This window comes from Cupriavidus sp. SIMBA_020 (genome assembly GCF_046535395.1).
GTDB lineage: Bacteria > Pseudomonadota > Gammaproteobacteria > Burkholderiales > Burkholderiaceae > Cupriavidus > Cupriavidus campinensis.
The window spans coordinates 318,082-344,210 of record NZ_JAWRWU010000003.1; the positions used below are offsets into that span (position 1 = coordinate 318,082).

The window sequence follows — 26,129 nt, forward strand, 5'->3', positions numbered from 1 at the left end:
TCAATCGCCCTGGATGCCGGCCTTGCGGATCAGGTCGCCCCATTTGGCGCGCTCCGTACTCAGCAGCTTGGCGAATTGCTGCGGCGTGTTGGACGTGGCGTCCATGCCCGAGACCGCCAGACGCTGTCGGATATCGGGGTCTGCCATCACTTTCACGAGTGCCTTGTTCAGCTGCGCGATAACCTCGGCCGGCGTGCCGGCGGGCGCCACCATCCCGTACCAGTTGGTGACGTCATAGCCGGGAACCCCCGACTCCGCGACGGTCGGCACACCGGGGAACTGCGGCGAGCGCGTGGCGGTGGTCACGGCCAGCGCACGGAGCTTGCCCGATGCGATCAGCGGCTTCGCCGAGGGATCCGAGAACGTGATCGGCACGATGCCACCCATCACATCGGTCAGCGCAGGCGTGGTGCCCTTGTACGGCACATGCTGCATCTGCAGCCCGGTCAGCATCTTGAACTGCTCGGCGGCGATCTGGCCGATGGTGCCGTTGCCGCCCGATGCGTAGGAGAACTTGCCATTGGCGCTGCGCAGGGCTGCGAGCATGCCTTGCACGTCCTTGTATGGCGCGTCGGCGCCCGTCACCAGCACATTGGGCATGGTGACCAGCACGCTGATCGGCGCGAAGTCCTTCTGCGGGTCGTAGTTCAGCTTGCGCAGGTTCGGCCAGATCGTGAACGAGCCCGGCGTGGCGACGTAAAGCGTGTAGCCGTCCGGCGCGGACTTCGCGACCATATCCGTGGCGATCAGTCCGCCCGCGCCGGGACGGTTGTCGATGATGACATTGGCCTTCAACTGCTCCGACAGCGCGGGCGCAACGGCGCGCGCGAGTGCATCGGCGCCGCCGCCCGGCGGGAAGCCCACGACGACGCGGATGGGCTTGGAGGCTTCGGGCCAGGCCGCATGCGTGGCGAGCGGCGCGGCGGCGGCAAGGAGGGGAAAGAGGATGCGCATCGCGCGAGCAAACATGATCAAACTCCGATGGAACAGTCAAATTTCACTTCGCCACATGGGGGGCGCGGCAGGATCAGGGGACGGACACCGTGTCCCATTCCCAGGCCACGAACGCCAGGCGTTCGCCGGTGTGCACGACGGGATCGCTGCGCAGGCCGATCAGCACGCCATCGCGTGACAGGGGCTTGACGGGCGTGAGCGATGCGTCGAGCTTCAGCGTGTCGCCAATCGACGCGCCTTCCGGCACCAGATCGCCCGCACGCGCTGCCGGGAGGAACAGGCCGCCTTCGTCGGCCGTGATCCAGCCGCGCCGCCTGACGCGCCGCAGGCTGGTGGCGGCCGGCCTGGCCGGTCTGGCCGGCGTGGCATCGAGCATGCCCATCTGCACGGCCAGCGTGTGGAAGCCGGTTTCCGCCACGTCGATGTTGTCGGCCTCGAAGCGGCTGCCGCTGCCCAGTTCGAGCATGAACGCGCAGATGCCGGCGGCCAGGCACTGGTAGTCGAGCGCGCCGGCGATATTGCCGGGGAGTTCGCCCTTGCCGCCCACGTCCTGCTGGCAGGCGACATGCGGATGAAACGGTGCCATCGCCGCCAGTACATCGGCCTCGGTGACGCGGCTGTCCGGGTGCACCTTGTAGACCGTGTAGGGCCGTGCGTCGAACAGCGGGTTCATCGTATGCAGGTTGATCAGCACGTCCGCCACGCCGCGTATCTCGGCCATCAGTGCATGGGCGAGGCGCTCGGACACGAGTCCGCCGGCGTTGCCCGGATAGGTCTGGTCGAGGTCGAGTTCGTCGTAGGGATTGCGCTTGCGGCGCGCGTCGAGCGCCTGCGGATTGCCCGTGGGCGTCACCACGACATTGCCGCGCAGGGTGGCGGGATCTAGGCTGCGCGCGAAGCGCAGCGCGGCCACCATGCCGTTGATTTCATCGCCATGAACCTGGCCGTGCAGCCACAGCGTGCGGCCCGGCTGTGCGCCGCGCACCGCGACATAGGGCAGCGTGACGGACATCCCGGAGGCCATCGAGCCAACGGGAAGTTGCCCGCTGGTGCGGGCAGGGCCGGATTGCTGGCGCAGCCAGTCACCGATGATGGGCATGGGAAGACTCCTGAGGTGTGAGGGCAATATCGGCAATGGCGGCGAAGGCCTGGTCGAGGTCCGCCAGCAGGTCGGACACGCCTTCCAGGCCGATGTGCAGGCGGATCACGGTGCCATGGGCGGCCCAGTCGGTGACGCTGCGCGCGCGGCGCATGTCGGCCAGCACGGCGAGGCTCTCGAAACCGCCCCACGAGGCGCCGATGCCGAACAGCGTGAGACTGTCGACGAACCGCTCCGGCGCCACCGGTGCCTGCGAGCGCAAGGTGAATGACAGCAGACCATTGGTGCCGTGGCAGTCGCGTTGCCACAGGGCATGGTTGGGATCCTGCGGCAGGGCAGGGCAGAAGACGTCGGCCACTTCGGGGCGATCGAGCAGCCAAAGTGCCACCGTCAGTGCATTCTGCTGATGCTGCGCCAGACGGGCGCCAAGCGAGCGGATACCGCGCTGCACCAGATATGCGTCGTCCGGGCTCACCGTCATGCCGAACGCGTCAGCCATTGTCGCCAGTGCCGGCCACGCCGCCTCGGTGGTGCAGACGGTGCCCATCATCACATCGGAATGACCGCCGAGATACTTGGTGGCAGCCATCAGCGAGATATCGGCACCCAGTTCCAGTGGCCGGTAGAGCAGGCCCGAGCCCCAGGTGTTGTCCGCCGCAACCAGCGCGCCATGGGCATGGGCGCGGGCGGCCAGCGCGGGCAGGTCGCACATCTCGTAGACCAGCGAGCCGGGCGCTTCCACATAGACCAGTCGCGTCTCGGGCCGCAGCTTCGCGTCGAGATCGGACCCATCCGCCGCGTAGAAGTCGGTGGCGATGCCGTGCTGGCGCAGGAAGCCGTTGGCCAGGTTGCGGACGGGCTCGTAGACGCAGTCGGGCAGCAGCACGTGCTGCCCCGGCCGCACATAGGCGAGGATCGTCATCGCGGCAGCGGCCAGTCCCGAGGGAAACAGCCGCGTGCGATAGCCGCCTTCGAGCATGGTCACCATGTCTTCCAGCGCGAAGTTGGTCGGATTGCCGCGCGCGCCGTAGGTGAATAGCCGCTCGGTGTCGCGGCGCGCACGCATTTCGCGTTGCTGGGCCACGGATTCGAACAGGACGGTGCTGGCGCGCACCACAGGCGGGTTCACGGGCTGGCCGCCTTGCACGGCATGCGTGCGTCCGGCATGTGCAAGGCGGGTAGGGAGCGATGACGTCATGGTTGGCCTGTGGGGATGGCTCATGGTTGTACGGGCGTCGCAAGGACCGTGCCCTGTTGTGCCCTGTGGTGTCCTGTTGCGTGAGTGCCGGAGCGTGGATCAGTCGACGTGCGCGCCGGAGAGCTTGACGATCTGTGACCAGCGCGAGATGTCCTGCTTCAGCTGCGCCGCGAATGCCTCCGGCGTGTTGGCCACGACGTCGCTGCCGCCTTCGTTGATCGTCTTGACCACGTCCGGCATCTGCAGCACCTGCACGATGGCGCGATTCAACAGCGCCACGCGTTCCGGAGACGTACCAGCCGGTACGAAGAAGCCGTACCAGTCCTCGAAGCGTGCATTGCGATAGCCCAGATCTTCAAGCGTCGGCACCTTGGTGAACACCCCGAGACGGCGCGGGCTGGTGACGGCCAATGCCCGCATGCGGCCGGTCTGGATGAATCCCGCCACCGAGGACGTCGAGGTGATCAGCACATCCACCTGTCCGCCAAGCAGGTCGTTGATGGCCGGCCCCGCGCCCTTGTAGGGCACATGCTGCAGCGAGACATTGCTGTCCTTGTCCAGCACCACGCCCACCAGATGCGACAGCGTGCCGTTGCCGGGCGTGGCGTAGGTGATCTTCTGCGGCTGTGCCTTGGCCTGGGTGGCCAGTTCCTCGAAGGTCTTCCACGGGGCGTTGGCCGATACCACGATGGCCAGCGGCGCGGCGTTGATCTGCGTGACCGGGATGAACTGCTTGATGGGGTCGAAGCCGGGCGAGCGGTAGAGCGTCGGGTTGACCGCCATGATCGACACCTGTGACGTCAGCACCGTGTAGCCGTCCGCCTTCGCTTCCGCCACATAGCGCGTGCCGATGTTGCCCCCCGCGCCGCCACGGTTGTCGGTGACGGCGCTCTGGCCCAGCACCTGCGAGAGGCGCGTGGCCACCACGCGCGAAACGGCGTCGTTGCCGCCGCCGGCGGGGAAGGGCGACACGATGCGCAGCGGCTGCGTCGGGAAGCCATTCACCGGTGCCAGCGGCTGCTGGGCCGCCGCAAGGTTGGTCGCCACAGCGGTGGTGACGGCGAGTGCTGCAACCAGGTACTGCGAAAGACGGGATGACATCGGGCGTGACATGGGGCGGACCTCGTTCTTCTATGGCAGGTTTAGGGTGGCGATGCAGGGGGTGAGGCGAAATCAGTCGATGGGCGGGAAATGGAACGTGGCCAGTTCCTGCGCGTCCAGCTGGGCGATCAGGCCCGTTTCCCACGCCAGGTACTGGCGTGCGGCGGCCTTGTTGCCGTCGTGGCGGTCATGCACAAAGAACAGGTAGTCGATGCAGCGCGCATCGGGCAGGGTGTCGGCGCCTTGGTGAATCGGCAGGCCGGCGTCACGCCATGCGGTCACGCCGCCTTGCAGGCGCCGCACATCGGAATAGCCGAGCGCATGCAGGTCGCGCACGGCGATATCGGCCGGATCTGCGCCCTCGGCATCGCCAACGAGCACGAGCGTGGTGTCGTGCGGCACGCCATGCAGGTCGCTCGCCAGTCGCGCGCGCGTGGTCCATTGGCTACCGGCGATATGGCCGGCGCGGAAGCTCATGCTGGCGCGCAGATCGACGGCGAGCATCGACCGGCCCGCGAGACCGGCAGCCAGTGCCGCGACGCTGACGGTCTCCGAGGCGATGGCGCCATGCGCGAGCCCTGGTGCAGCCTTGACGCCCGCTGCCAGCCCGGCCTGCAGTCCGCCGTCGAGGACCACGGCGTCGTGGCCCATCTGGCGCAGCCAGCTCGCCACCACCGTGGCACGGACGCCCTCGGCGTCGAACAGCACCAGTCGCGCCCGGCGTACGCCGATGTACTGGTCAGTGGCCTGCATCAGCTGACCGCCCGGGGTGTGCTGTGCGCCGGGCAGGGTCTGGCCAGCGAATTCCTCGGCCGTGCGCACGTCGCACAGATAGGTGGTGCGCGCCGGGTCCGCCAGCCAGGCGACGGCCTGCGCCGCGGTGACGTGTGGCACCTTGAAGCGCGTTGCCAGTGCCTGTGCGGCATGGCGCGCGGCGTCCAGATCGCGTGGCGAGGCGTTGTCCGGATAACGCGCCGTACCGCCGTGTTCGAGCGTGAAGTCATTCAGATACCAGCCCTGCGTGCCGTTCTCCAGCGCGTAGACCGGATTGCTGACGCCGACGTTGATCAGCGACTGCGCGCCGATGATGCTGCGCGTGCGGCCCGCGCAATTGATGACGATCGGCGTGGTGGGGTCGGGCACCAGGTCGCGCAGGCGATAGGCCAGCTCGCCATTGGGGCAGCAGATGGCCCCCGGGATGTTCATCTTGCGGAATTCGCTGATCGGGCGGCCATCGAGCACGACCGGAGCGTTCGGGCCAGCCTGCATCGCGGCAAGTTCCGCCGCCGAGACGCGCGGCGTGCCGTAGTGATGCTCGGCCAGTTCGCCGAACGTCTTCGAGGGCAGGTTGACCCCGGCGAACAGGGTGTAGCCGGCGGCCTGCCACGCCGGCATGCCACCGTCGAGCACGAACAGCTGGGTGTAGCCGAGCCGTGCCAGCGCGTTGGCGGCGGCTTGCGCCACGCCGTCGCCATTGTCGGCCAGCACGATGCGCGCGTCGGTGCGCGGCGCCAGGCGTCCGACATCGAGTTCCAGACGGCTGAATGGCAGCGGCACGGCGTAGAACGGATGGCCTTCGCCGTACTGGCCGTGTTCGCGCACGTCGAACAGCGCGATTTCGTCGGCATCGTGCAGCCAGCCTTTCAGGGTGGCGGCGTCGACAGCGGTGTAGTGTGGGTGGCTCATGAAATTCCGGGCGATAGGGGGCCGTCCTCTGCGCGGAGAGGAAATTGCGGCGTGCTGTGTCTCAGGAGTCGGGGGGCTGTCGGCCTTGGCTTGTCTGGCTCAAGTCCCCCCGGTGGCTGGGGTGGCTGTGGCGGCTGTGGCGGCTGTGGTTAGCGGCGGGTCTGTACGCCCACGGTCATGATCTGGCAGCGTCCGGTCTCGAGGTCGAACGTCAGCCGGTCGGTCAGCGTTTCCAGCGCGCGGCCGTACATATGCAGGTGGCGGATGATGTCCTCGCCACGGATCTCGACCGAGTGAATGTCATCCGGCAGCAGGGCGATGCCGTTGCGCGGCCCCACCTCCACCGTGCGCGCATGCTCGAGCGTGCCCACCCCGGGCTGGCTGCCATCGTCCGTGCGCAGGTAGACATCGTTGAATTCCACGCCGCTGACGCCGGCCACGCAGGCCCACGTGGTGTGGTTGTGCGGCGGAATGCGCTTGCCGGGACGCAAGACGTTCAGGTAAAGCGCGTAGGACTTGTCCGGGTCCTCGGCGATCAGGTAGCGCGCCTGCCGCTCGCCGGGCTCTGGCGGCGGGTAATCGGCTTCGGCCCACAGTTCGGTACGCGCGGCCAGGTCTTCCACCTGGGTCAGGACATCGGCCAGGCTGGCACGGGTGACGCCGCCCTTGTCTACGATGTTCCTAATGGATTCAATGGTGTCTCCGACAGCTGCATGGCGCTGTTGTGCGATGGACATGATGCGATCAATCCTTGCAATCGTTGTTTTTGACGGGTAGAACGGTGTTTCTTGTTTCACTGTAATGAACACCTGTCCTGAAAACCACTTAATGCGCAACGAAAATCCATTAGCGGATCTAATGAATGCGTAATCTTGACCTGGACTTGCTGCGTACCCTGGTGGCCATTGCCGACCACGAGACCTTTGGCGCGGCCGCCGAAACCGTGCAGCGCACGCAATCGGCCGTGACCCAGCAGATGCAGCGGCTGGAGGAGCAGATCGGGCTGCCGTTGTTCGAGCGCCAGGGGCGTGGCAAGCACCTGACGCGGCACGGCAAGAAGCTGCTGGAGTACGCGCGGCAGTTGCTGACCATCAACGACGAAGCCCTGCGCATGCTGCGCGAGGGCGACCTGACCGGCTCCCTGCGCATCGGCGCGCCGCATGACGTGGCCGACACCATCCTGCCGGGGCTGCTGTCGCACATCGCGCGATCCTCGCCGGCCCTGCGGCTGGAGATCCACGTGGGGCGCAGCCCGTTCCTGATGGATTCGCTGCGGCGCGGGGAGATCGACCTGACCGTTTCCACGCGCGAGGACAATACGCTCGACGGCATCGTGTTGCGGACCACGCCGACGATCTGGGTCTGTTCGGCGGATTTTGTCTACGAGCGTGGTACGGCGGTGCCATTGATCCTGGCCGACGAGCCGAGCCTGTTCCGCAAGCTGTCGCTCGAAGCCTTGACGCAGGCCGGCGTGCCGTGGCGCATTGCGTATCTGGCGCCCAGCCTGATCGGCATCAAGGCGGCGCTGCGCGGCGGGCTGGGGATTACCGCGCGCAGCATCGACCTGCTGGCGGCGGACATGCGCATCCTTGGCGAGGCCGACGGCCTGCCGCGGCTGCCCGATGTCACCTATTACCTTTGGGCACGTCCCAATGCGGTCAATCCCGTCGCGCGTCATGTCTTCTCGATGCTCAAAACAGCCCTGCAGCGCGGGCTGGTCAGCGCGTGACCGCTACCCGCGACTCCGGCGGTGCCGCCGGTGCCGGAATGAGGAAGGCATCATCGTAGGCGCGCGGCGCGGGCATGCCAACGAAGAAGACTGACTATCGTTATCTGTCGATGGGGACGTTCTGACTTGCGGCAGGGGGCCACTAGCCATGCGGGTGGCTTGCCACCTCAGGCACCAACTCATGCAGTCGGGCAAGAACGAGTCGTGCCGCCCGGGACAGCGGATGATGCCGCGTGACGCCCAGGGCAATGGTCCGTGGCAAGCTCGGCTCGACAATCTCGACGGCGGACAGGCGCCCGGCGGCCACTTCGTGATCCACGGCGAGGATCGGAAGGATAGTCAGCGCGCCACCCGCAAGCGCAACCTCCTTCATCGTATTCAGCGATTCGACTTCCAGTGCCACGTCCAGCGAGACGCCTAGCTGGCGCGCATGCTGGTCGAGAATCGATCGCAGCCCGTTCGGGGCCGGTGGCAGGACCAGCGGCAGGCCATCGAGCTTGCGGAACGGCACCGTCGGCACCCCGGCGAGCGGATGCCCGGGCGCGCAGATCAGATAAGTGGCCACCTCCGCAAGCACGTCTTCTCCCTGGCGGGGCCCGGGCCCATAGCGATTGATGACCGCCAGGTCCAGATGGCCCGATTCCAGTTCCTCGTCGAGTTGTCCGCTGAACCCCTCGGCCACGCGCAGCCGGACACCCGGCGCCGTGGCGCGCAGATTCTCGAACAATGTGGGTATCAGGCGTGGCGCCATGGACGGCAGCACCCCGATCCTGACCTGCCCGAACGGTACGCCCGAGGCGTCCTTGACCTCGTCGCGCAGCCGGGCCGACTGGGCCAGCAGCAACTGGACATGCGGGAAGATCCGCTGGCCGAATTCCGATAACACCACACCCCGGCCGGTCCGTTCGAAGATCCGGTCGCCCCATTCCGCCTCGATCTGGGCAATGGCGCGGCTGACCAGCGACTGGGCAATCCCCAGCGAGCGCGCCGCACGTGACAGCGAGCCCACTTCCGCCACCAGCGCCACGGTTTCTAGCTGTTTCAGGTTCACGCCGTCGATCCATCTAAAAAGTCGATATCAGATATCGCTGATCATACTCTTTTGCGTTGGACCAGGACTCCATACACTGAGGTCATCCCTCACCGCAGAGAGGGCTTACGACATAAATGGAGACAACATGCCGTGCTTTTCCGCTGCGCTTCGCGCATTCCGGCGGCCGTTTTGCGCCTTGCTGGTGGCGGCCGCCCCGGCCGCCCTGGTCGGCTTTAGCGCCGCCGCTACCGCTACCGCCGCCACTACCGCCGCCACCGGCTATCCCGCCAAGCCGATCCGCCTGGTGGTGCCGTTTCCGGCCGGCGGACCCACGGACGCCATGGCGCGGCTGATTGGCCAGCACCTGTCGCAGCAACTCGGACAGCCCGTGGTGATCGACAACCGTGGCGGGGCCGGCGGCACCATCGCCACCGAGGCCGCCGCACAGGCAGCCCCCGACGGCTACACGCTGTTCTTTTCCACCACCGGCACCATGGCGATCAACCCGTGGCTCTACCGCTCGCTGAAGGTGGACCCGCTCAAGTCGTTCGATGCCGTGGGCTCGGTGGCCTCCACGGTCAACGTGCTGGTGGTACCGAAAAGCCTGCCGGTCAGCAACGTCAAGGAACTGGTGGCGCTGGCCAGGCAGAAGCCGGGCGCGCTGACCTTCGGCTCGGCCGGTAACGGCAGCTCCAACCACTTGTCCGGCGAGTTGTTCAAGTCGATGGCGGGCATCGATATCGTCCATGTGCCGTACAAGGGCTCGGCGGCGGCGTTCACCGATTTGCTGGGCGGCCGCATCTCGATGATGTTCGACACCGTATCGAGCCAGGTGCAGTACATCTCCACCGGCAAGGTCAAGGCGCTTGGCGTGACCGGCGCGACGCGTTCGGAAGCGCTGCCCAAGGTGCCGACGATTGCGGGGGGGGGACTGCCGGGCTTCGACGTGACGATCTGGTTCGGCCTGTCGGCACCGAAGGGCACCCCCCCAGACGTGATCCGCCGCCTTAACAGCGAATTACAGGCCGTGCTGGTGCAGGCTGACGTGCAGAGCCAGCTCGCCGCGCTGGGCGCCCGGCCGCTACCGGGTACGCCGGCTGACTTCTCGAAGATGATCGAGCATGACGCGGGCAAGTGGTCGCCGGTGGTCAAGGCATCGGGAGCGACCCTTGACTGAGACCTCCGCAACGTTCAACGCGCTGTTCTCGCCGGCCTCGGTGGCCGTGATCGGCGCCTCGGACAACCCCAACAAGGTGGGCGGGCGTCCGATCCACTACATGCGCGCCTTCGGCTACGCGGGCGAGGTGTTTCCGGTCAACCCGGCGCGCGAGGTCATCCAGGGCTATCGGGCCTACCCCACGCTCGATGCAATCGGCAAGACGCCGGACGCCGTCGTGATTGCCGTGTCCGGCGATGCCACGCTAGAGCAGGTGCGCCAGTGCGGCGCGGCGGGCGTCAAGGCCGCCGTCATCATGGCGTCCGGTTTTGCCGAAACGGGCGAGGCGGGGCGCCAGCGGCAGCAGGAGCTTGTGACGGTGGCCAATGCCAGCGGCATGCGGGTGGTGGGCCCGAACGCGCAAGGCACGGCCAACTTCGCCAACGGCGCGGTGCTCAATTTCTCGACGATGTTCATGGAGGTGGCGCCCCAGGACGGCCCGATCGCGATCATCAGCCAGAGCGGCGCGGCGAGCGTCATGCCTTATGCGCTGCTGCGCCAGGCCGGCTACGGCGTGCGCTACCTGGTGGCAACCGGTAACGACGCCGATCTCGACGCCTGCACGATGACAGCCGCCGTGGCGGCGGACCCCTACGTGCGGCTGATCCTGGTCTATCTCGAATCGGTGTCCGACCCGGCCCAGCTTGCCCATGCGGCGCAGGTGGCGCGAGCGCGCGGCGCCAGCATCGTGGCGATCAAGGCCGGCAACAGCCAGCGCGGCGCAAAGGCGGCAGCCTCGCATACCGGTGCGTTGGTCGGCAACGATGCTGCCATCGATGCGTTCCTGGCCCGGCACGGCATATGGCGTGCGCGCGACATCGGCGAACTGGTCCGTGCGGTGCCGCTGTACTTGCAGCAGCGCCAGCCGGGGCAGGGCCGCACGGTGGTGATGAGCCATAGCGGCGCGGTGGGCGTGATGGCGGCCGACCTGGCCGAACGGCACGATCTGCCGCTGACCGAACTCCAGCCGGCAACGCTGCGCGAACTGGGCGGGATCCTGCCCGAGTTCGGTACGGCCAGCAATCCGCTCGACATGACGGCGGCGTTGCTGGGCAAGGGCGACATGTTCCCGCGTGTACTCCATGCGCTGGGCGCCGATCCGCAGGCCGACATGGTGATGGTCGGCATCCCGGTGGCAGGCCCCGGCTACGACGTCGAGGCGCTGGCCCGCGACGCCGCGGCCTTCAGCGCGGACCGGGCCAAGCCGCTGGTGGTCAGCGCGCCGCAGCAATCCGTCCGCGAGGTCTTCGAGCGGCATGGCGTGCCGGCATTCGTCACCGAGGCCGATGCCATTGGCGCGCTCGCCCAGTACGCCGCGCACCAGCGGCTGGCCAAGGGGGCGCCCACGCCGGGCTGGCCCGATGCGAAGCGGCTCGACGGCAGCGGCTTGCAGGACGAGGCCCACAGCCTGGCCTTGCTCGCCGAAGCTGGCGTGCCGGCCGTGCCGCACCGGCTGTGTGACAGCGTGGAGGCGGCGCTGGCCGCGTTCAAGGCGCTCGGCGGGACGCCCGTGGTGGTCAAGGGCTGTGCGGCAGATATCCCGCACAAGAGCGAGCATGGCCTCGTGCACCTTCGGCTCACCGATGCCGCGAGCGTGGCCCGGGCCGCGCAGGACTGCCTCGATACGCTACAGCGGCTCGGCGTGGCATCGCCACGGGTGGTCGTGGGGGCCATGGTCAAGGGCCGGCATGAATTTGCGCTGGGCGTTTCGGTCGATCCCCTGTTCGGGCCGCTGGTCATGATCGGCGAGGGCGGCACGCTGCTTGAACTCCGCAAGGATGTCGTGACACTGCTGGCGCCGTTCACGGCCGAAGACGTCAAGGCGGCCTGCGCGCGGCTGCGTCTGGCACCGTTGTTCGATGGCTATCGGGACATTCCGGCGCTCGATCTGGATGCCCTGGCGGCGTCCGCTGTCGCGCTCGGCGACTGGGCACTGCGTCATCGCACTGCGCTGGTCTCGGTCGATATCAACCCGCTGATGGTGATGGCGGCCGGCCAAGGGGTCATGGCGGTCGATGCCGTGGTGGAACTCAAGGGGAATTGACAATGCAAACCGTACGCGTTGAACACGATCGCGACATCGCCATCGTCACGCTGAACCGGCCGACACGCATGAACGCGGTCAACGACGTCCTGCGCGGCGAGCTTATCGAAACGCTGGGCCGGCTCAACACCGACCCTTCGGTGCGCGCCGTGGTGCTGGCCGGTGCCGGCGAGCGGGCCTTCTGCGCCGGGCAGGATCTTGATGAGGCGGCCACGGTGACCTGGCAGCAGCTCGTGCCCTGGCTGAACCGGCAGCGGGCGATGTACCAGGCCGTCCGCGACCTGGACAAGCCCTGCGTGGCCGCCGTGCGGGGGGTGGCCGCAGGCGCGGGCTTCCAACTGGCGCTGTGCGCGGACTGGCGGCTCGCCACTGCCGACAGCCGCTGGGGGCAGCCCGAGGTCAAGGCGGGGCTGGCGAGCATCGTCGGGTCTTATCTGATGACGCTGGATGTGGGGCACACCCACAACGTGCAGATGTCGCTCTCGGGTGAACTGGTCAATGGCCAGCGCGCCTTCGACATTGGCCTGGTGACCGCGCTTTGCGGCGAGGCCGAACTGATGTCGCAGGCACTCGCCCAGGCCAGGTCGCTCGCGGCGCTGCCGCCCACCGCCGTACGCCTGTCCAAGCAGCGCTTCCGCGCGATGACGCAGCCGGGTTTCGATGAGGCCTGTGTCGCCGGCATCCGCGCGCAGCTTGAATGCTATGCCGACGGTGAACCGCAGCGCGTGATGGCTGCGTTCCTCGAAAAACGCAACACAAGGGAGTCGCAGTGAAGCAGTGGACCCAACACTATATAGACGGCGCACGTCGCCCGATACGCGCCAGCGCGTCAGTGCGCATCCATGATTCGTCGACCGAAGCGCCGCTGGGCGAGGTGAGCCTCGGCAGTGCGGAAGATGTGGCCGCAGCCGTGGCGGCTGCCGCGCGGGCGCAGCCAGGCTGGCAGGCGCTGGGCGCAGCCGGGCGGGCGCCATACCTGCTCGCGCTGGCCGACGCGCTGGAAGGCTGTGCGGCGGAACTGGCCACTGAGATCTCGCGCGAAGTCGGCATGCCGCTGAAGCTGTCGCGCCGCATCCAGGTGGATGCGCCAATCGCCGCGTGGCGCGCCACGGCGGCGCTGGCCGATACGTTCGCCTTTGTCCGCACGATCGGCAATTCCCGCGTGACGCTGGCACCGGTCGGGGTGGTGGCCGCCATTACGCCGTGGAATTACCCGCTGCATCAGATCACGGCCAAGCTGGCGCCGGCGCTGCTGGCCGGCTGCACGGTGGTCTTGAAGCCCTCCGAGCTGGCCCCGGCGGTGACCGAGCGGCTGATGGCCGCCTGCGAGCAGGCGCAACTGCCGCCCGGCGTGCTCAATCTCGTGCTGGGGGGCGCGGAGGTGGGCGAGGCGCTGGTAGCGCATGCCGATATCCAGATGGTGTCGTTCACCGGCTCGACGGCGGTGGGTCGCAAGGTCGCTGCGCAGGCGGCCGGCGATATGAAGCGCGTGTCGATGGAACTGGGTGGCAAGTCGGCGGCTGTGGTGCTGCCGGGCGCGGATCTCGCCAGGGCGGTCAAGGCGACGGTCAGTTCATGTTTCCTCAATTCGGGGCAGACCTGCAGCGCGACCACCCGGCTGATCGTTGCACGCGAGGATTACCCGCGATGCCGGTCACTGCTGGCGGAGGCCGTGGCCGCGATGAAACTCGGCGATCCCGCCGAGGGCGACACCCGGATCGGTCCCTTGCTGTCGGCTGTGCAGCGTCAGCGCGTACAGGCGCATATCGCCCAAGCGGAGCAGGCAGGCTTCGACCGGATCGCCGGCGGCCCCGATGCGCCGGTGCCGGCAACCGGCTATTTCGTCGCGCCGACCATCTACGGCAACGTCGCCCCCGAGAGCCGGCTGGCGAACGAGGAGGTCTTCGGGCCGGTGCTGGCGGTGCTGTGCTACGACAGCGTCGACGAGGCCATCGCCCTGGCCAACGGCACGCGCTATGGGCTGGCCGCCGCAGTCTGGGCTGCCGATGACAGGGCCGGCGAAGCGGTTGCCAACGCCCTGCGGGCCGGGCAGGTGGACGTCAACGGCGCCCGGTTCAATCCCGCCGCACCGTTCGGCGGCTTCGGCATGTCCGGTGTGGGGCGGGAAGGCGGGGTGTATGGGCTCGAGGAGTTCCTGGAGCCGAGAGCCGTTCAGCTTCCCTAATCACGACATCGAAAGGAGTCGCAATATGTACAGTCAGGTTACCGTTGCTCGCGCGGGGAAGAGCGAGCGGATCGCCGTGGTCACCCTGAACCGGCCGGACAAGCTCAATGCGCTGACCAAGGTCATGGAGGCCGAGCTGCGCGACGCCATGGAGGCCGTCGATCGCGACGACAACGTGCGCGTGGTGGTGCTGACCGGGGCCGGCAAGGGCTTCTGCGCCGGCATGGACATCAACGAGCTCGAAGTGCTGCCGCCGGGCGATATCCGCGCCGCCCAGTGGATGCGCCCGTTCGACATGAACCGGCGCGCCGACTACCAGACGCGCTACGGCTACTTTCCGGCCATGCGCAAGCCCGTGATCGCGGCCATCAATGGCGCGGCAGCGGGGCTGGGGCTGGTGTTCGCGCTGTACTGCGACATGCGCTTTGCCGGCGCCAACGCCGCATTCAGCAGCGCGTTCGCGCGCAGGGGCCTGATCGCCGAGCACGGTATCTCCTGGCTGCTGCCGCGCGTGGTCGGCCCCGGTCATGCGGCTGACCTGCTGTATTCGGCGCGCAAGGTGCTGGCCGACGAGGCGCTGCGGATCGGCCTGGTTGACCGTGTGGTCGATGCGGACGCCCTCATGGCAACCACGCTCGACTACGCCGACGACCTGGCCGAGAACGTTTCGCCCCGCTCCATCCGCGTGATGAAGCGCCAGCTGTGGGAGCAGCCGTTCCAGTCATTGGCCGAGGCCACGCGCCTTGCCAACGCCGAGATGTTCGAAAGCATCCAGAGCGAGGACTTTACGGAAGGCGTGGCGCATTTCATCGAGCGCAGGCCCGCCCGGTTCTCCGGCCGGTGACGGAAGGCCGCCGCCTCAGCGAGCGGCATCGCGGCGTTCGCGCCAGCCCTGCAAAGCCATCTCGAGTTCCTGGCCGGACAGCACAACATCCGGGCAGTCCAGCAAGTGATGGATGGCATGTTCGATAAAGGCGCGCACGCGCTTCGGCTGGGCGGCGCGGCTGCCGTAGTAGATGTGCAGGCCCATATGGGCGCTGATATGCGGTAACAGCACGGGAACCAGGCGGCCGGCACGGATGTGGGGCGCCGCCGAATAGTTCGCCAGTTGCCCGAGCGCGTGTCCTGCCAGTACCGCCTGCAATTCCAGTTCGGCGTCGTTCGTGGAGAAGGCGGGCGACACTGGGCGATGCTCCAGCTTGCCATCGACAGTCAGATACCAGGGCGCCACCGCGCCGGTGGCCGGCCGCCGGAAGACGCTGCAGCGGTGGTTCACCAGGTCATCCAGCGTGGCGGGGATGCCGTACCTGGCCAGGTAGGCAGGTGCGGCGCAGACCATCATCTGGAGCGGGAACAACTGGCGGCCAATCACACCCTCGCTGGGCGACGCCCCGATCCGGAAGCCGACATCCATGCGGTCCAGCACCCAGTTGCCGATGCCATCGTCGAGCTGGACATCCGGCTGGATGCCGGGATGGCTGCGACAGAAGGCATCGAGCACCGGCATGAGGATCGCCGCGAAGCACGACTTCGGGCCCACGATGCGCAGCGGGCCGGCAATCTCGTCCTTGGCCTCCCGGGCCATGGACAGCGCCCGGTCCAGTGCCGCGATGGCCGGCTGGGTGTTCTCGAGCAGGCGCTGCCCGTCCTCGGTCAGTGCGAGGTTGCGGGTCGTGCGGTGGAGCAGGCGCACCCCAAGGTGCTGCTCCAGTTGCGCGATGGCCTGGCTCGCCGCTTGGGGGCTGACGCCCTGCGCAAACGCGGCGCGGCGGATACTGCCCATTTCCACCGCTTTGGCGAACATGGCAATGGCGCGGAACTCGTTGATCGGCATGGTCTATTCCCTCGGATGCCTGCCGATTATCAAGTTTTTCTTGTTACTCATGCAAGCCGGCGAGGGCTAGTAGGTTGAGACGTCGCGCTTTACAGTCGGAGGCTGTATTCCACCGGACAGGAGCGCATCATGAACAAACGACAACTCGGCCGTTCCGGCCTGGAGGTCTCCGCCCTGGGCTTTGGCTGCATGGGCCTGAGCTTTGGCTACGGTCCCGGGCTGGACCGTGCCGCTGGGGTTGAACTGATCCGTGACGCCTTCGCGCGCGGGGTCACCTTCTTCGATACCGCCGAAGCCTACGGCGCCCTGAACGAGGAGATGGTGGGCGAAGCCTTGCAGCCCATGCGCGACCAGGTGGTCATCGCCACCAAGTTCGGCTTCCAGGACGGTGATTCGAAGAAGGGTCTCGACAGCCGCCCCGAGCGCATTCGCGCCGTGGTGGAAACCTCGCTGAAACGCCTGCGAACTGACCGCATCGACCTGCTGTACCAGCATCGCACCGATCCGCAAGTGCCGATGGAGGACGTGGCCGGCGCGGTGAAGGACCTGATAGCCGAGGGCAAGGTGCGGCACTTCGGCCTGTCCGAGGCTGGGGTCGAGGCGATCCGGCGTGCCCATGCCGTGCAGCCGGTGGCAGCCCTCCAGAGCGAATATTCGATGTGGTGGCGTGCGCCCGAGCACGAGATCCTGCCCACGCTCGACGAACTGGGCATCGGCTTCGTGCCGTTCAGCCCGCTGGGGAAGGGCTTTCTCACCGGCGCCATCGACCAGAACACCAGCTTCGCCAAGGACGATTTCCGCAACATCGTCCCGCGTTTCACGCCGGAGGCGCGGCAGGCCAATCAGGCCTTGATCGATGCGCTGGGCGTCATCGCCAGGGACAAGGGCGCCACCCCGGCGCAGGTGGCGCTGGCCTGGCTGCTGGCGCAGCGCCCGTGGATCGTCCCCATCCCGGGCACGACCAAGCTGCACCGGCTGGAAGAGAACCTCGGCGCGGCTGACCTGGCGCTGTCTGGTGACGAATTGCGCCAGATCCAGCTTGCCCTTGCGCAGATCCAGGTCCACGGCGACCGTTATCCCGCCGCGCTGCAAGCCCGCGTGGGCCGTTGAACACAGGAGCCCCCCCAATGATGCTGAAGCCTTTTGCCATTGCCACCCTCGCGTTGTCCATGCTGGACGGCGCCGCCGCGGCGGAACCCGAGTTGCAGATTTCCCGCGCGGCATCGCGCCAGGCCCAGGCGGCGCCAGCGCAGAACTTTACGGGGAGCGTCAAGGTGGAGATGCTGTTCACGCCCGCCGGACCTGACCGCACGTCAGCCGGGTCGGTGACGTTCTCCCCCGGCGCCCGCACCGCGTGGCATACCCATCCGCTGGGCCAGACGCTGATCGTCACCGCCGGCGTTGGCCGTATCCAACGCTGGGGCGGGGCCATCGAGGAGATCCGGCCGGGCGATGTGGTGCGCATCCCGCCCCACACGAAGCACTGGCACGGTGCCGCGCCCGGCAGCCCGATGACCCATATCGCCATCCAGGAAGCGCAGGACGGCAAGACCGTGGACTGGCTCGAGCAGGTCAGCGACGCTCAGTACGGCACGGGCACGGCCGCCGCCAAGCCGCTGGCACAAGGCCCCTCCGTGGCACAGCAGCGCTTCGGCGACGTGGCGCCCAAGCTGGCCCAATTGACCGACGATGTGCTGTTCGGCGATGTGTGGGCCCGGCCCGGCCTCTCGCGGCGCGACCGCAGCCTGGTCACTGTCAGCGCACTGATCGCCATGAATCGCCCGGATCAACTACGCTCGCATCTGGCGCTGGCCCGGCAGAATGGCCTGAGCGAGGCCGAGCTGGTGGAGGCGCTGACCCATCTCGCGTTCTATGCTGGCTGGCCCAGCGCCGTGACGGCGGCTGACGTGGCCAAGGAAGTCTTCAACAGGAAGCCGCAGTAAAGGCACAGACCGAAACAGGAGCCAATCATGCAGGAAGTAACCCTGAACAACGGCGTCAAGATGCCGATCCTCGGCTACGGTGTTTTCCAGATCGCCGATGCGTCCGAATGCGAGCGCTGTGTCGTCGATGCCGTGCAGGCCGGCTATCGCCTGATCGATACCGCCGCCTCCTATCGCAATAGCCAGATCGCCTGATGGACATCCACGCGTTCAACGAGATTGCGCCGGCCGTCAACCAGATCGAGGTCAATCCGTTCCACCAACAAGCAGAAAGCGTGGATTTCATGCGCGAGCTGGGCGTGCAGGCGGAGGCTTGGGCGCCGTTCGCGGAAGGTCGAAACAACCTCTTCGTGAATGAGGTGCTGCTGGCCATCGCTGCGCGGCACGGCAAGACGGTCGGGCAAGTGGTGCTGCGCTGGCTGGTCCAGCGCAATATCGTGGCGCTGGCGAAGTCCGTGCGCAAGGCGCGCATGGAGGAGAACCTCGCCATCTTCGACTTTGCCCTGTCGGACGATGACATGCAGGCCATTTCCACGCTGGAAACCGGCACGAGCAGTTTTTTCTCGCACCGCGACCCAGAGATCGTCAAGTGGATGAGCGAGCGCAAGCTCGGTCTCTAAGGCAGCGACATGCTTCGACAATCCCTACGAATCTTGCCGCTGATCTGCGCGGCCCTCCTTGGCGCATGCGCAGTGCCCCATGCGACAGACTCGACGGACGCGTCTGCGCCGATCGTGCTCCAGTCCCAAGGCAGCTTCGCGGTCGGCGGTACGGTCGTGCAGAGCCCAGGTACCTATGCGCTCGGCAAGGCCGGTCCGGACGGGCAGACGCTGCATGGCGACCACGCGCGCGTGGTGTACCAGATCCCCGTGAATCCGCGAAAGCTGCCCCTGGTCATGTGGCACGGCTTTGGCGAGTTCTCGAAGACCTGGGAGACCACACCCGACGGCCGCGAAGGGTTCCAGACAATCTTTGTGCGCCGCCGCTTCCCCGTGTACCTGATCGACCAACCGCGCCGGGGTGGCGCCGGCCGCAGCACGGTGGCTGCGCGGATCGCCGCGGAACCGGACGAGCAACGCTGGTTCAACATGTTCCGCCTGGGCGCCTGGCCGAACTTCTATCCCGGCGTGCAGTTCTCGAAGGATCCGGAAGCGCTGAACCAGTACTTCCGGCAAATGGTGCCGGATACGGGGCCATTGGATAACAAGGTGGCTGTGGATGCCGTGTCGGCACTGTTCCAGCGCATCGGCCCCGGCATCCTGATCACACATTCCTACAGCGGCGGGCTGGGGTGGCAGGCGGCGATGCGGAATCCGGCCATCCGTGCCGTGGTGTCCTTCGAACCCGGCAGCGGTTTCGTGTTTCCGGAAGGAGAGGTGCCCGCGACGATGTCCAGCCTGACCGGACCGTTGGCCGGAACGGCGGTGACGATGGACCAGTTCCAGGCGCTGACGCGGATTCCGATCGTCATCTACTACGGCGACAACATTCCGACCGAGCCCAGCAGCGATCCTGGATTGGACAACTGGCGCGTGCGGCTGGCCATGGCAAGGCTGTGGGTCGATGCCGTCAATCGCCATGGTGGCGACGCGAAGCTGGTGCACCTGCCGGACGTGGGGATACGCGGCAACACGCATTTCCCATTTTCCGACTTGAACAATCTCCAGGTCGCAGAACAGATGCAGGCGTTTCTTTCGAGAGCGGAACTCGACTAAGCAAGCCGAGTGTCTCAAAAGTGACACGGAATGTGTCATCGGGGCCTTTCATGCCACGCCGGCGTATCTTTCCCGCCGCAGAATTGCGAAAATCCCACCCCGAGGGGGCCAGTCTCGTGCGCCGTTTCGGCTTCTCGCCGACGCCACTGAGGTTCGCACGGGCGCCCGCCCGCACATTAAAACAATGAAAGCGTGCGCATTGCCGGCAAGCCGCTGGCCGCCGCGCAGGGAATAGGGTCGCCGGCCTGGCCGGCCGCAAATCCACATGACAAGACATTCGAGCCTCGCCGCCGGTGAACAGCCGTGCCTGCGCGCCATTGCCGGCGCGGTTGCCATCCTCATGATGTCCCTTTCCGCGTCGTCGGCGCAGGCCGCTGGCGGCAACGGTGGCGTCGGGGGCTACAGCCTTAACCTGCCGGGCGGGGTGGGCGGCTTCACTTCGGGCCAGGCTGGCCAGAGTGGACTGACCGTGCCCGATGGCGACGGCACTGGTGGCGGGGGCGGCGCGCGCTACGCGGCCGGTGGGGCGGGCGGCATCAACGCGTCCCAGGCAACGCCGCAGGGGCTGGCGGGCGCAGCGGGTACCGCGCCAGGCCAGTTCGGCGGCAACGGTGGCGACGGTAACTTCGACAATGCCTTGCTCACAGGCGGCGGTGGCGGCGGCGGCGGGGGTGGCGCGGATGGCATGGTGACGGGCGCCGTGCCGACCACCATCTCCGGCGGCGTGTTCGGCGGCAACGGCGGCAAAGGTGGCAACGGAGGCAATGACGGCTCGTTTTTGCCGCCTGCGTATCAGGGGGGTGGCGGCGGCGGCGGCGAAGGCGGGTACGGCCTGAGCCACGCGGGCGGTGCCGAGATCGTGGTGAAGGCGGGCGGCCGGGTGGCCGGCGGCTGGGGCGGCAATGGCGGGAATGGCGGCGGGTCGAAGCCGATCGCGAGCCTCCAGGGCGCCGGCAACGGCGGCGACGGCGGTGTCGGCATGGCGGTGACCAGCGCGGCCACGGTACATATCGAAGCAAATGCCGTGGTGGCGGGTGGCAATGGCGGGGCCGGGGGCAACGGCGGCGACGGCGTCTACGATTACTACGGCAGCCTGGGCGGCAACGGCGGCAGGGGCGGCAACGGCATGGAACTGGCCGGCGGCTCCACGCTGCTGAACGAGGGCACGATCGCGGGTGGGGCGGGTGGCGCCGGTGGCGTGGGCGGCATGAACTACAACGCTTCGCAGGCCGCGAACGGCACTACGGGGGCCTCCGGCGTGGGCGTGCGCGGCAGCAACCTGACCATCGTCAACAAGGGGACCATCGTAGCAGGCGGCCCCGGCGTGGCGGCTGTCCAGTTTTTCAGCGGCACGAACCGTTTCGAGTTCTGGGGCAACAGCGTCGTGGGGAGCATCGAGGCCTATGGCACCGACGACACCTTCGCGCTGGCTGGCGACACCGGCGCTTTCACGCTGACCGGCGGCATCGGCAACGCCGGCCTGTATCGTGGCTTCGAGCATTTCGAGAAAATCGGTGCGTCGGTCTGGACCCTGGCCGGCAGCAACACGGGCATCTCGAGCTGGCAAATCCTGGGCGGCACGCTGGCGATTGCCTCGGACGCCAACCTCGGTGCGGCAGCCGGCACGCTCGGTCTGAACGGCGGCACGCTGCGGACCACCGCCGCCATGACCACCGCGCGCGCCACCACGCTCGGCGCGGGCGGCGGCACCTTCGAGGTCACGAATGGCACCTTGACGCACAACGGCGTCATCGACGGCCCCGGCGGCCTGACCAAGACCGGCAACGCCACGCTCGAACTGAACGCCGTGAACCCCTACGCCGGCGGCACGCAGGTCAACGCCGGCATGCTGATCGCCAACGTCAACGGCGCGCTGGGCAGTGGTGCGGTCAGTGTCGATGGCGGCGCAACGCTGCGCCTGAACGGCGGCTTCGACCTGGGCGGCCGGCAGGTCGTCAATCGGTCCGGCTACATCAACCTGTACGGCGCCGGCACGCTCGGCAATGCCCAGGTGACGAACCTCGGCGGGTTCACGTATCTGCTCGGCAGCAGCACGGCCGCCAATGCGACGATCGTCAACAACGGCGGCGTGATGTCGTTCCAGGAGGGCAGCACCGGCGGTAACAGCCAGGTCACCACCCGCAGCGGCAGCTACACCGAGTTCTGGGGCTGGAGTACCGCCGGCAACGCCTCGCTGGTGACGGATGCGGGGGGCTGGGTCGATTTCTCGGGCACATCCGGTCCGGCCTTCGACCACCGGATCACCGCCGGCGCTATCGCGGGAGCGGGGCGCTTCCAGCTCGGCCAGAACGTCTTGACCGTGGGCGGCAACAATACCTCCACCACCGTGAGCGGCACGATCGAGGATGGCGGTGCCGGTGGCGGCACCGGCGGCGGACTGATCAAGATCGGCGCCGGCACGCTGACGCTGAGCGGCACGAATACCTATACCGGTGCGACGCAGGTGAACGCCGGCACGCTGGCCGTGAACGGTAGCGTGGCCGGCGCGGTCACAGTGAACAACGGCGCCACGCTGGGCGGCGCTGGCAGCGTGGGCAGTACCGTGATTGCATCGGGCGGCACGCTGGCACCGGGCAATTCCGTCGGTACGCTGACCGTCAACGGCGACCTGATGCTGGCCGCCGGTTCAACCTATCGCGTGGAAGCCGACCCGGCCTCGTCGGCCAGCGACCGCGTGGCGGTGAGCGGTACGGCCACGCTCGGCGGGGCGGTGATCCATGTCGGCCCCGACGGCAATTTCGCGTCCACGCGCCGCTACAGCATCCTGACGGCCGGGACGGTGCAGGGCCGCTTTGCGTCGGTCAGCTCGAACTACGCGTTCCTTGACCCGACGCTGACCTATGGCGCCAACGAGGTCACCCTGGCACTTACGCGCAAGGACGTGACGGACCCTGTCTCGCCGGTCGATCCGGGCACGGGTGGCGGCACGGGTGGCGGGACCGGCGGAGGCACCCCACGGCCCATGCGCTTTGCCGACGCCGCGGTCACCGGCAACCAGCGTGCCGTGGCCAACGCACTGGAGACCCTGCCGGACAGCAACCCTGTGCACGAAGCCGTGGTGACGTTGCCCCAGGGCGCGCCGCCGGCCGTCTTCGACAGTCTCTCCGGGGAGGCCCACGCCAGCGTGGCCACGGGTCTGATGACCCTGGCAGGTGGCGCACGGGCGCTGCCGCTGGCGCATTTGAACGACAGCCTGTCCGCCGGCATGCTGCCTGGCGCGCCCATCGCCCAGCTAGGCGGCCCCCTGCCGGCCGCAGCCCTGCCCATTTCCGCCGCCCAGCCGCTGTGGGTGGAGGTGCTGGGTAACTGGCAGACCTTCCACGGGAGCGCCGATGTGGCGCGCGTGCGCCAGCAGACCGGCGGCTTCTATCTGGGCGGCGACGGGGCGGTGGGGCAAGACTGGCGCATCGGCGGGGCGTTCGGCTACGCCAACAGCACGCTGCGCGTGAGCGAACGGTCCTCACGCGCCATCACCGATTCCTTCAGCGCCACGCTCTATGGCGGCCGCGCGTTCGCGCTCGGCGGCGGCAAGCTCAAATGGCTGTTCGGCACCGCCTATAGCTGGCACGACGCCGACACCGACCGGCAGGCCAGCCTTGGCGGCAGCACGGTCCAGTCGCTGACGGCCAGCTATCACGCCAGCACGGCGCAGGTCTTCACGGAAGCCGGCTTCGCCATGCCGCTATCGGCAGCAACCCAGCTCGAACCGTATGCCGGCGTGGCATGGAGCGATACACGCATGCGCAGCTTCGCGGAGACGGGCGGCTCGGCGGCCCTGCACAGCCCGGGTGACAGCAACACGCTGACCACCACCACGCTCGGCCTGCGCACCAGCGTACGGGTCCAGTTTGGCGGCACCGACGCGGCGTTCTACGTCGGGGCGGGCTGGCGCCACGCGTTCGGCGACGTACGCCCGGCTACCACGCTGGCCTTCGACGGCAGCCAGCCGTTCACGGTGACGGGCGCCCCGATTGCCCAGAACGCGGCCCTGGCCGAACTGCGCGCCGATCTCGCCATCTCGCCCACGGCCACGCTCGGCTTGCGCTATACCGGCCAGTTTGGCGGCGGCAACCAGGACCATACCGGGACGGTGGGATTGCGGTGGCGGTTCTAGGGCCGGGGCGTACCAGCGCGGAGGCCGGTTCGTCACACTGCAGGACCAGGGCCATCGTCGCCCGACGTTGACGTTGACGCTGACGTTGATGCAGCGCAAGCGCTGCGCGACCTTTTGTCCTAGGCTTTCAGGACATCGCGCCGGATGACTCGGCGCGTACGCGTCGCATGTCAGCGGAGCATTGTGCATGGGGATCTTGAACTGGCGACTGAACGGCCGCAGACGTGCCAGCCCGCACAGCAGCAGGGAGCTGGAGGCGCTGGCCCAGGAAATTTGCCGGCTGAGTCCGCGGCTTCGATTGCTGCCGCGCTATGCGCAAAGGCTGGCGCCACACCTCGGCACGGCACTCGACTACGTGCGCACGCTGATCGCCGGCATCCCTGCGCCCCGGGAGGCCAGTCCGCAGGCGTGGGCAACGGACCCCTACGTTCACGCGTGCTTCGGCACGCCCCATGATGTTCAGTTGATCTTCAGTCGCTCAGCCGATCTGCAGCAATTCTTCGAGACATCGCCGGATGCAACGGAGGCGTTCGCCGTGCTCGGTATGGACATGACTGAAAAGCGCACGCTGGGCGTGGGTCTGGAAGGGGATGTCATGCGGACCGATGTGCTGCAGACGATCGTCAATTTCAGTGACCACCAGGTGCGCTTGTGTGGGCGCGACAAGCCCGCACTCTGCCGGCAGATCGAGGGCCGCATGCTGGACCAGCTCGCCTTGCAGGGCCTGGCGAGCGCGGCGGCCGGCGGTGTCGGCCGCGACCGGCGCTTGCAGGAGATGGCGTTGCTCGGCAAGCGGTTGCGGTTCCTGGAGGGGGAGGGGGAGGGCGTGGGCATGCGCGCGATGCTCGGCGGCGCGGCGGCACCGGACCCCGACGAGCAGGCGCGGTTGCGGGCGCAGCTTGCCGAGGGCGATGCCAATGCGCGCACTGCGTCAGTGTCGAAGGATTCGGTCAACGCCCTGGAATCTCAGTTGCTCTCCTTGCAGACGACGTTTTCCGACGCGAAATCCTATTTTTTCATCGAACGCCGTCATATCAGACTGAGCCGGATGAATGTCGTCACGGGCGAGGACAGCATGTCGCCAAGTGACGCGCTCGAGTTCACCACTGCCAGTATCCCCGGCGACCCGCCCGCCACAAGAACCTTTCTGCTGGTACGAATTCCACGAGCCGTCATGCTGACGCGCATGCGGCTGCTGGAAGAAGCCGAACGTTACCTGTAGGGGCGGCTCGCGGCGCAACGGGCAGTCTCCGAAAAGAAAACCGACTCATACCTGGCCGGTGAAGCACCGCTGATCAACCCTGTAGCGAGCGGCGATCTCCACCGCCTGTTCGACGAACGGCCGGGTCAGCGGATTGCCGATTTCCTTGTGGAAGGCGATCCAAAGCTCCAGGGTCGGCACATCCCGATTGGCGATCCGTCGATAGACCACGCCCTTGACCGGCTGCGCAGCGGCCGAGGCGGGTACCAGCGACACCGCCACGCCGGCTGCCACCATCGACATCATGGCGTGGTGGCGCGCCCCGTCGTGCATGCACGATGGCACCACACTGTGCTCCGCCAGCCAGGTCATCATCAGGTCGTGCGCATACTGGCCGTAGCGCCGTTCGAGCGTGGCAAGGCTTTGGCCATCGAGGTCACGCGCATTGACACTGGACTTTCCGGCCAGGGGATGGCTGGCGGGTGCGGCCAGGACATAAGGCTCCGACATCAGGCGTCGCGCCTGCAGGCGGGAATCGGTGACTGGCGGCCGCAGGATCGCCACATCGAGTTCGTTCCCCAAAAGCGACTGGATCATCGCTTCGGAGCTGGTCTCGCGCAGCGAGTACAGGACGCCGGGCACGTGCGCCGAGAACTGCCGCAGGATGTCTGGAACCAGTTCGATGGCGGAGATCGCGGTCAGGCCGATGCCAAGGTGTCCGACGTTCTCGCCGCGATCGGCCTGGGTCACCATTTGCCGCGCGCGGTGCTCGATGTCGAATAGTTTCCCCGCCTCGGCCCGCAGGACCTGGCCTGCCGGCGTCAGTCGCACGCTGCGCTTGTTGCGCTCGAACAGCTGGGCACCGATCTGCGCCTCCAGTTGCTTGATCTGCAGGCTGAGTGGTGGCTGGGTCATGTTCAGGCGCCGCGCGGCGCGTGTGAAATTGAGCTCGTCAGCCAGGACGAGAAACGAGGTCAGCACGCGGAGTTCGAGGGGGGTGTACATATACAGGAGTTGTATAAGTCAGATACAGAAGTAATATTGGAAATATAACTC

General features: G+C 67.5%; 20 protein-coding genes and 1 pseudogene. 12 read left to right on the plus strand and 9 right to left on the minus strand.

What is annotated here, in order from left to right; translation table 11 throughout:
• The 6 genes from SB751_RS08390 to SB751_RS08415 form a co-directional block, all read right to left on the minus strand.
• Positions 1–969, minus strand: coding sequence for a Bug family tripartite tricarboxylate transporter substrate binding protein (locus SB751_RS08390; protein ID WP_244844622.1), 969 nt, complete (start codon positions 967–969; stop codon positions 1–3).
• 58 nt (positions 970–1,027) lie between these two features.
• The gene (locus SB751_RS08395; protein WP_211942977.1) at positions 1,028–2,053 is read right to left on the minus strand and encodes a M14 family metallopeptidase; all 1,026 of its coding nucleotides are present in this window, start codon (positions 2,051–2,053) and stop codon (positions 1,028–1,030) included.
• A complete protein-coding gene (metC, locus tag SB751_RS08400; RefSeq protein WP_250025794.1) occupies positions 2,037–3,251 on the minus strand; it encodes a cystathionine beta-lyase in 1,215 nt (404 codons plus the stop codon). The genes SB751_RS08395 and metC overlap by 17 nt, the downstream gene beginning before the upstream one ends.
• A gap of 99 nt (positions 3,252–3,350) precedes the next feature.
• Positions 3,351–4,352, minus strand: coding sequence for a Bug family tripartite tricarboxylate transporter substrate binding protein (locus SB751_RS08405; protein WP_144198672.1), 1,002 nt, complete (start codon positions 4,350–4,352; stop codon positions 3,351–3,353).
• Positions 4,353–4,424: 72 nt separating this feature from the next.
• Positions 4,425–6,038: a rhodanese-like domain-containing protein gene (locus tag SB751_RS08410; protein ID WP_410747934.1), complete on the minus strand. Its 1,614-nt coding sequence runs from the start codon at positions 6,036–6,038 to the stop codon at positions 4,425–4,427.
• A gap of 149 nt (positions 6,039–6,187) precedes the next feature.
• A complete protein-coding gene (locus tag SB751_RS08415; protein ID WP_144198666.1) occupies positions 6,188–6,775 on the minus strand; it encodes a cysteine dioxygenase family protein in 588 nt (195 codons plus the stop codon).
• Positions 6,776–6,900: 125 nt separating this feature from the next.
• Here SB751_RS08415 and SB751_RS08420 point away from each other — a divergent pair, with 125 nt between their 5' ends.
• Positions 6,901–7,767, plus strand: a complete 867-nt coding sequence (locus SB751_RS08420) for a LysR substrate-binding domain-containing protein (RefSeq protein ID WP_092293593.1) — start codon at positions 6,901–6,903, stop codon at positions 7,765–7,767.
• A 142-nt stretch (positions 7,768–7,909) separates the two neighbouring features.
• Here SB751_RS08420 and SB751_RS08425 read toward each other — a convergent pair whose 3' ends face one another.
• Positions 7,910–8,818: a LysR family transcriptional regulator gene (locus tag SB751_RS08425; protein WP_144198663.1), complete on the minus strand. Its 909-nt coding sequence runs from the start codon at positions 8,816–8,818 to the stop codon at positions 7,910–7,912.
• Positions 8,819–8,945: 127 nt separating this feature from the next.
• On the opposite strand from SB751_RS08425, the gene SB751_RS08430 reads away from it, so the two are divergent.
• Genes SB751_RS08430 through SB751_RS08450 form a run of 5 tightly spaced genes read left to right on the plus strand, consistent with a single transcriptional unit; the run spans position 8,946 to position 15,089 of the window.
• Positions 8,946–9,977, plus strand: coding sequence for a Bug family tripartite tricarboxylate transporter substrate binding protein (locus SB751_RS08430; RefSeq protein ID WP_410747935.1), 1,032 nt, complete (start codon positions 8,946–8,948; stop codon positions 9,975–9,977).
• The gene (locus tag SB751_RS08435) at positions 9,970–12,060 is read left to right on the plus strand and encodes an acetate--CoA ligase family protein (RefSeq protein WP_244844621.1); all 2,091 of its coding nucleotides are present in this window, start codon (positions 9,970–9,972) and stop codon (positions 12,058–12,060) included. The genes SB751_RS08430 and SB751_RS08435 overlap by 8 nt, the downstream gene beginning before the upstream one ends.
• 2 nt (positions 12,061–12,062) lie before the next feature.
• Positions 12,063–12,833, plus strand: coding sequence for an enoyl-CoA hydratase/isomerase family protein (locus SB751_RS08440; protein WP_410747936.1), 771 nt, complete (start codon positions 12,063–12,065; stop codon positions 12,831–12,833).
• Entirely contained in the window at positions 12,830–14,245 is a 1,416-nt protein-coding gene (locus SB751_RS08445) for an aldehyde dehydrogenase family protein (RefSeq protein ID WP_211942975.1), read from the plus strand. The genes SB751_RS08440 and SB751_RS08445 overlap by 4 nt, the downstream gene beginning before the upstream one ends.
• Positions 14,246–14,270: 25 nt before the next feature.
• A complete protein-coding gene (locus tag SB751_RS08450) occupies positions 14,271–15,089 on the plus strand; it encodes an enoyl-CoA hydratase (RefSeq protein ID WP_144198648.1) in 819 nt (272 codons plus the stop codon).
• A gap of 15 nt (positions 15,090–15,104) precedes the next feature.
• Here SB751_RS08450 and SB751_RS08455 read toward each other — a convergent pair whose 3' ends face one another.
• Entirely contained in the window at positions 15,105–16,079 is a 975-nt protein-coding gene (locus tag SB751_RS08455) for a LysR family transcriptional regulator (RefSeq protein ID WP_410747937.1), read from the minus strand.
• Positions 16,080–16,208: 129 nt separating this feature from the next.
• Between SB751_RS08455 and SB751_RS08460 the strand changes: the two genes are divergently transcribed.
• The 6 genes and pseudogenes from SB751_RS08460 (at position 16,209) to SB751_RS08485 (ending at position 25,094) form a co-directional block, all read left to right on the plus strand.
• Entirely contained in the window at positions 16,209–17,189 is a 981-nt protein-coding gene (locus SB751_RS08460) for an aldo/keto reductase (protein ID WP_144198643.1), read from the plus strand.
• Between the two features lie 17 nt (positions 17,190–17,206).
• The gene (locus SB751_RS08465) at positions 17,207–18,022 is read left to right on the plus strand and encodes a cupin domain-containing carboxymuconolactone decarboxylase family protein (protein ID WP_250025795.1); all 816 of its coding nucleotides are present in this window, start codon (positions 17,207–17,209) and stop codon (positions 18,020–18,022) included.
• 27 nt (positions 18,023–18,049) lie between these two features.
• Positions 18,050–18,642: pseudogene (locus SB751_RS08470) on the plus strand (aldo/keto reductase).
• Positions 18,643–18,651: 9 nt separating this feature from the next.
• Positions 18,652–19,737, plus strand: coding sequence for an alpha/beta hydrolase (locus SB751_RS08475; protein WP_144198637.1), 1,086 nt, complete (start codon positions 18,652–18,654; stop codon positions 19,735–19,737).
• A 265-nt stretch (positions 19,738–20,002) separates the two neighbouring features.
• Positions 20,003–23,872, plus strand: coding sequence for an autotransporter domain-containing protein (locus SB751_RS08480; RefSeq protein WP_410747938.1), 3,870 nt, complete (start codon positions 20,003–20,005; stop codon positions 23,870–23,872).
• A gap of 187 nt (positions 23,873–24,059) precedes the next feature.
• Positions 24,060–25,094 (plus strand): hypothetical protein, encoded by a 1,035-nt coding sequence (locus tag SB751_RS08485; protein ID WP_144198631.1) that lies wholly within the window; start codon positions 24,060–24,062, stop codon positions 25,092–25,094.
• Between the two features lie 45 nt (positions 25,095–25,139).
• Here the strand turns inward: SB751_RS08485 and SB751_RS08490 are convergent, their stop codons facing one another.
• Complete coding sequence (locus SB751_RS08490; protein WP_144198628.1) at positions 25,140–26,078, minus strand: LysR family transcriptional regulator; 939 nt, start codon at positions 26,076–26,078, stop codon at positions 25,140–25,142.
• Positions 26,079–26,129: the final 51 nt, after the last annotated feature.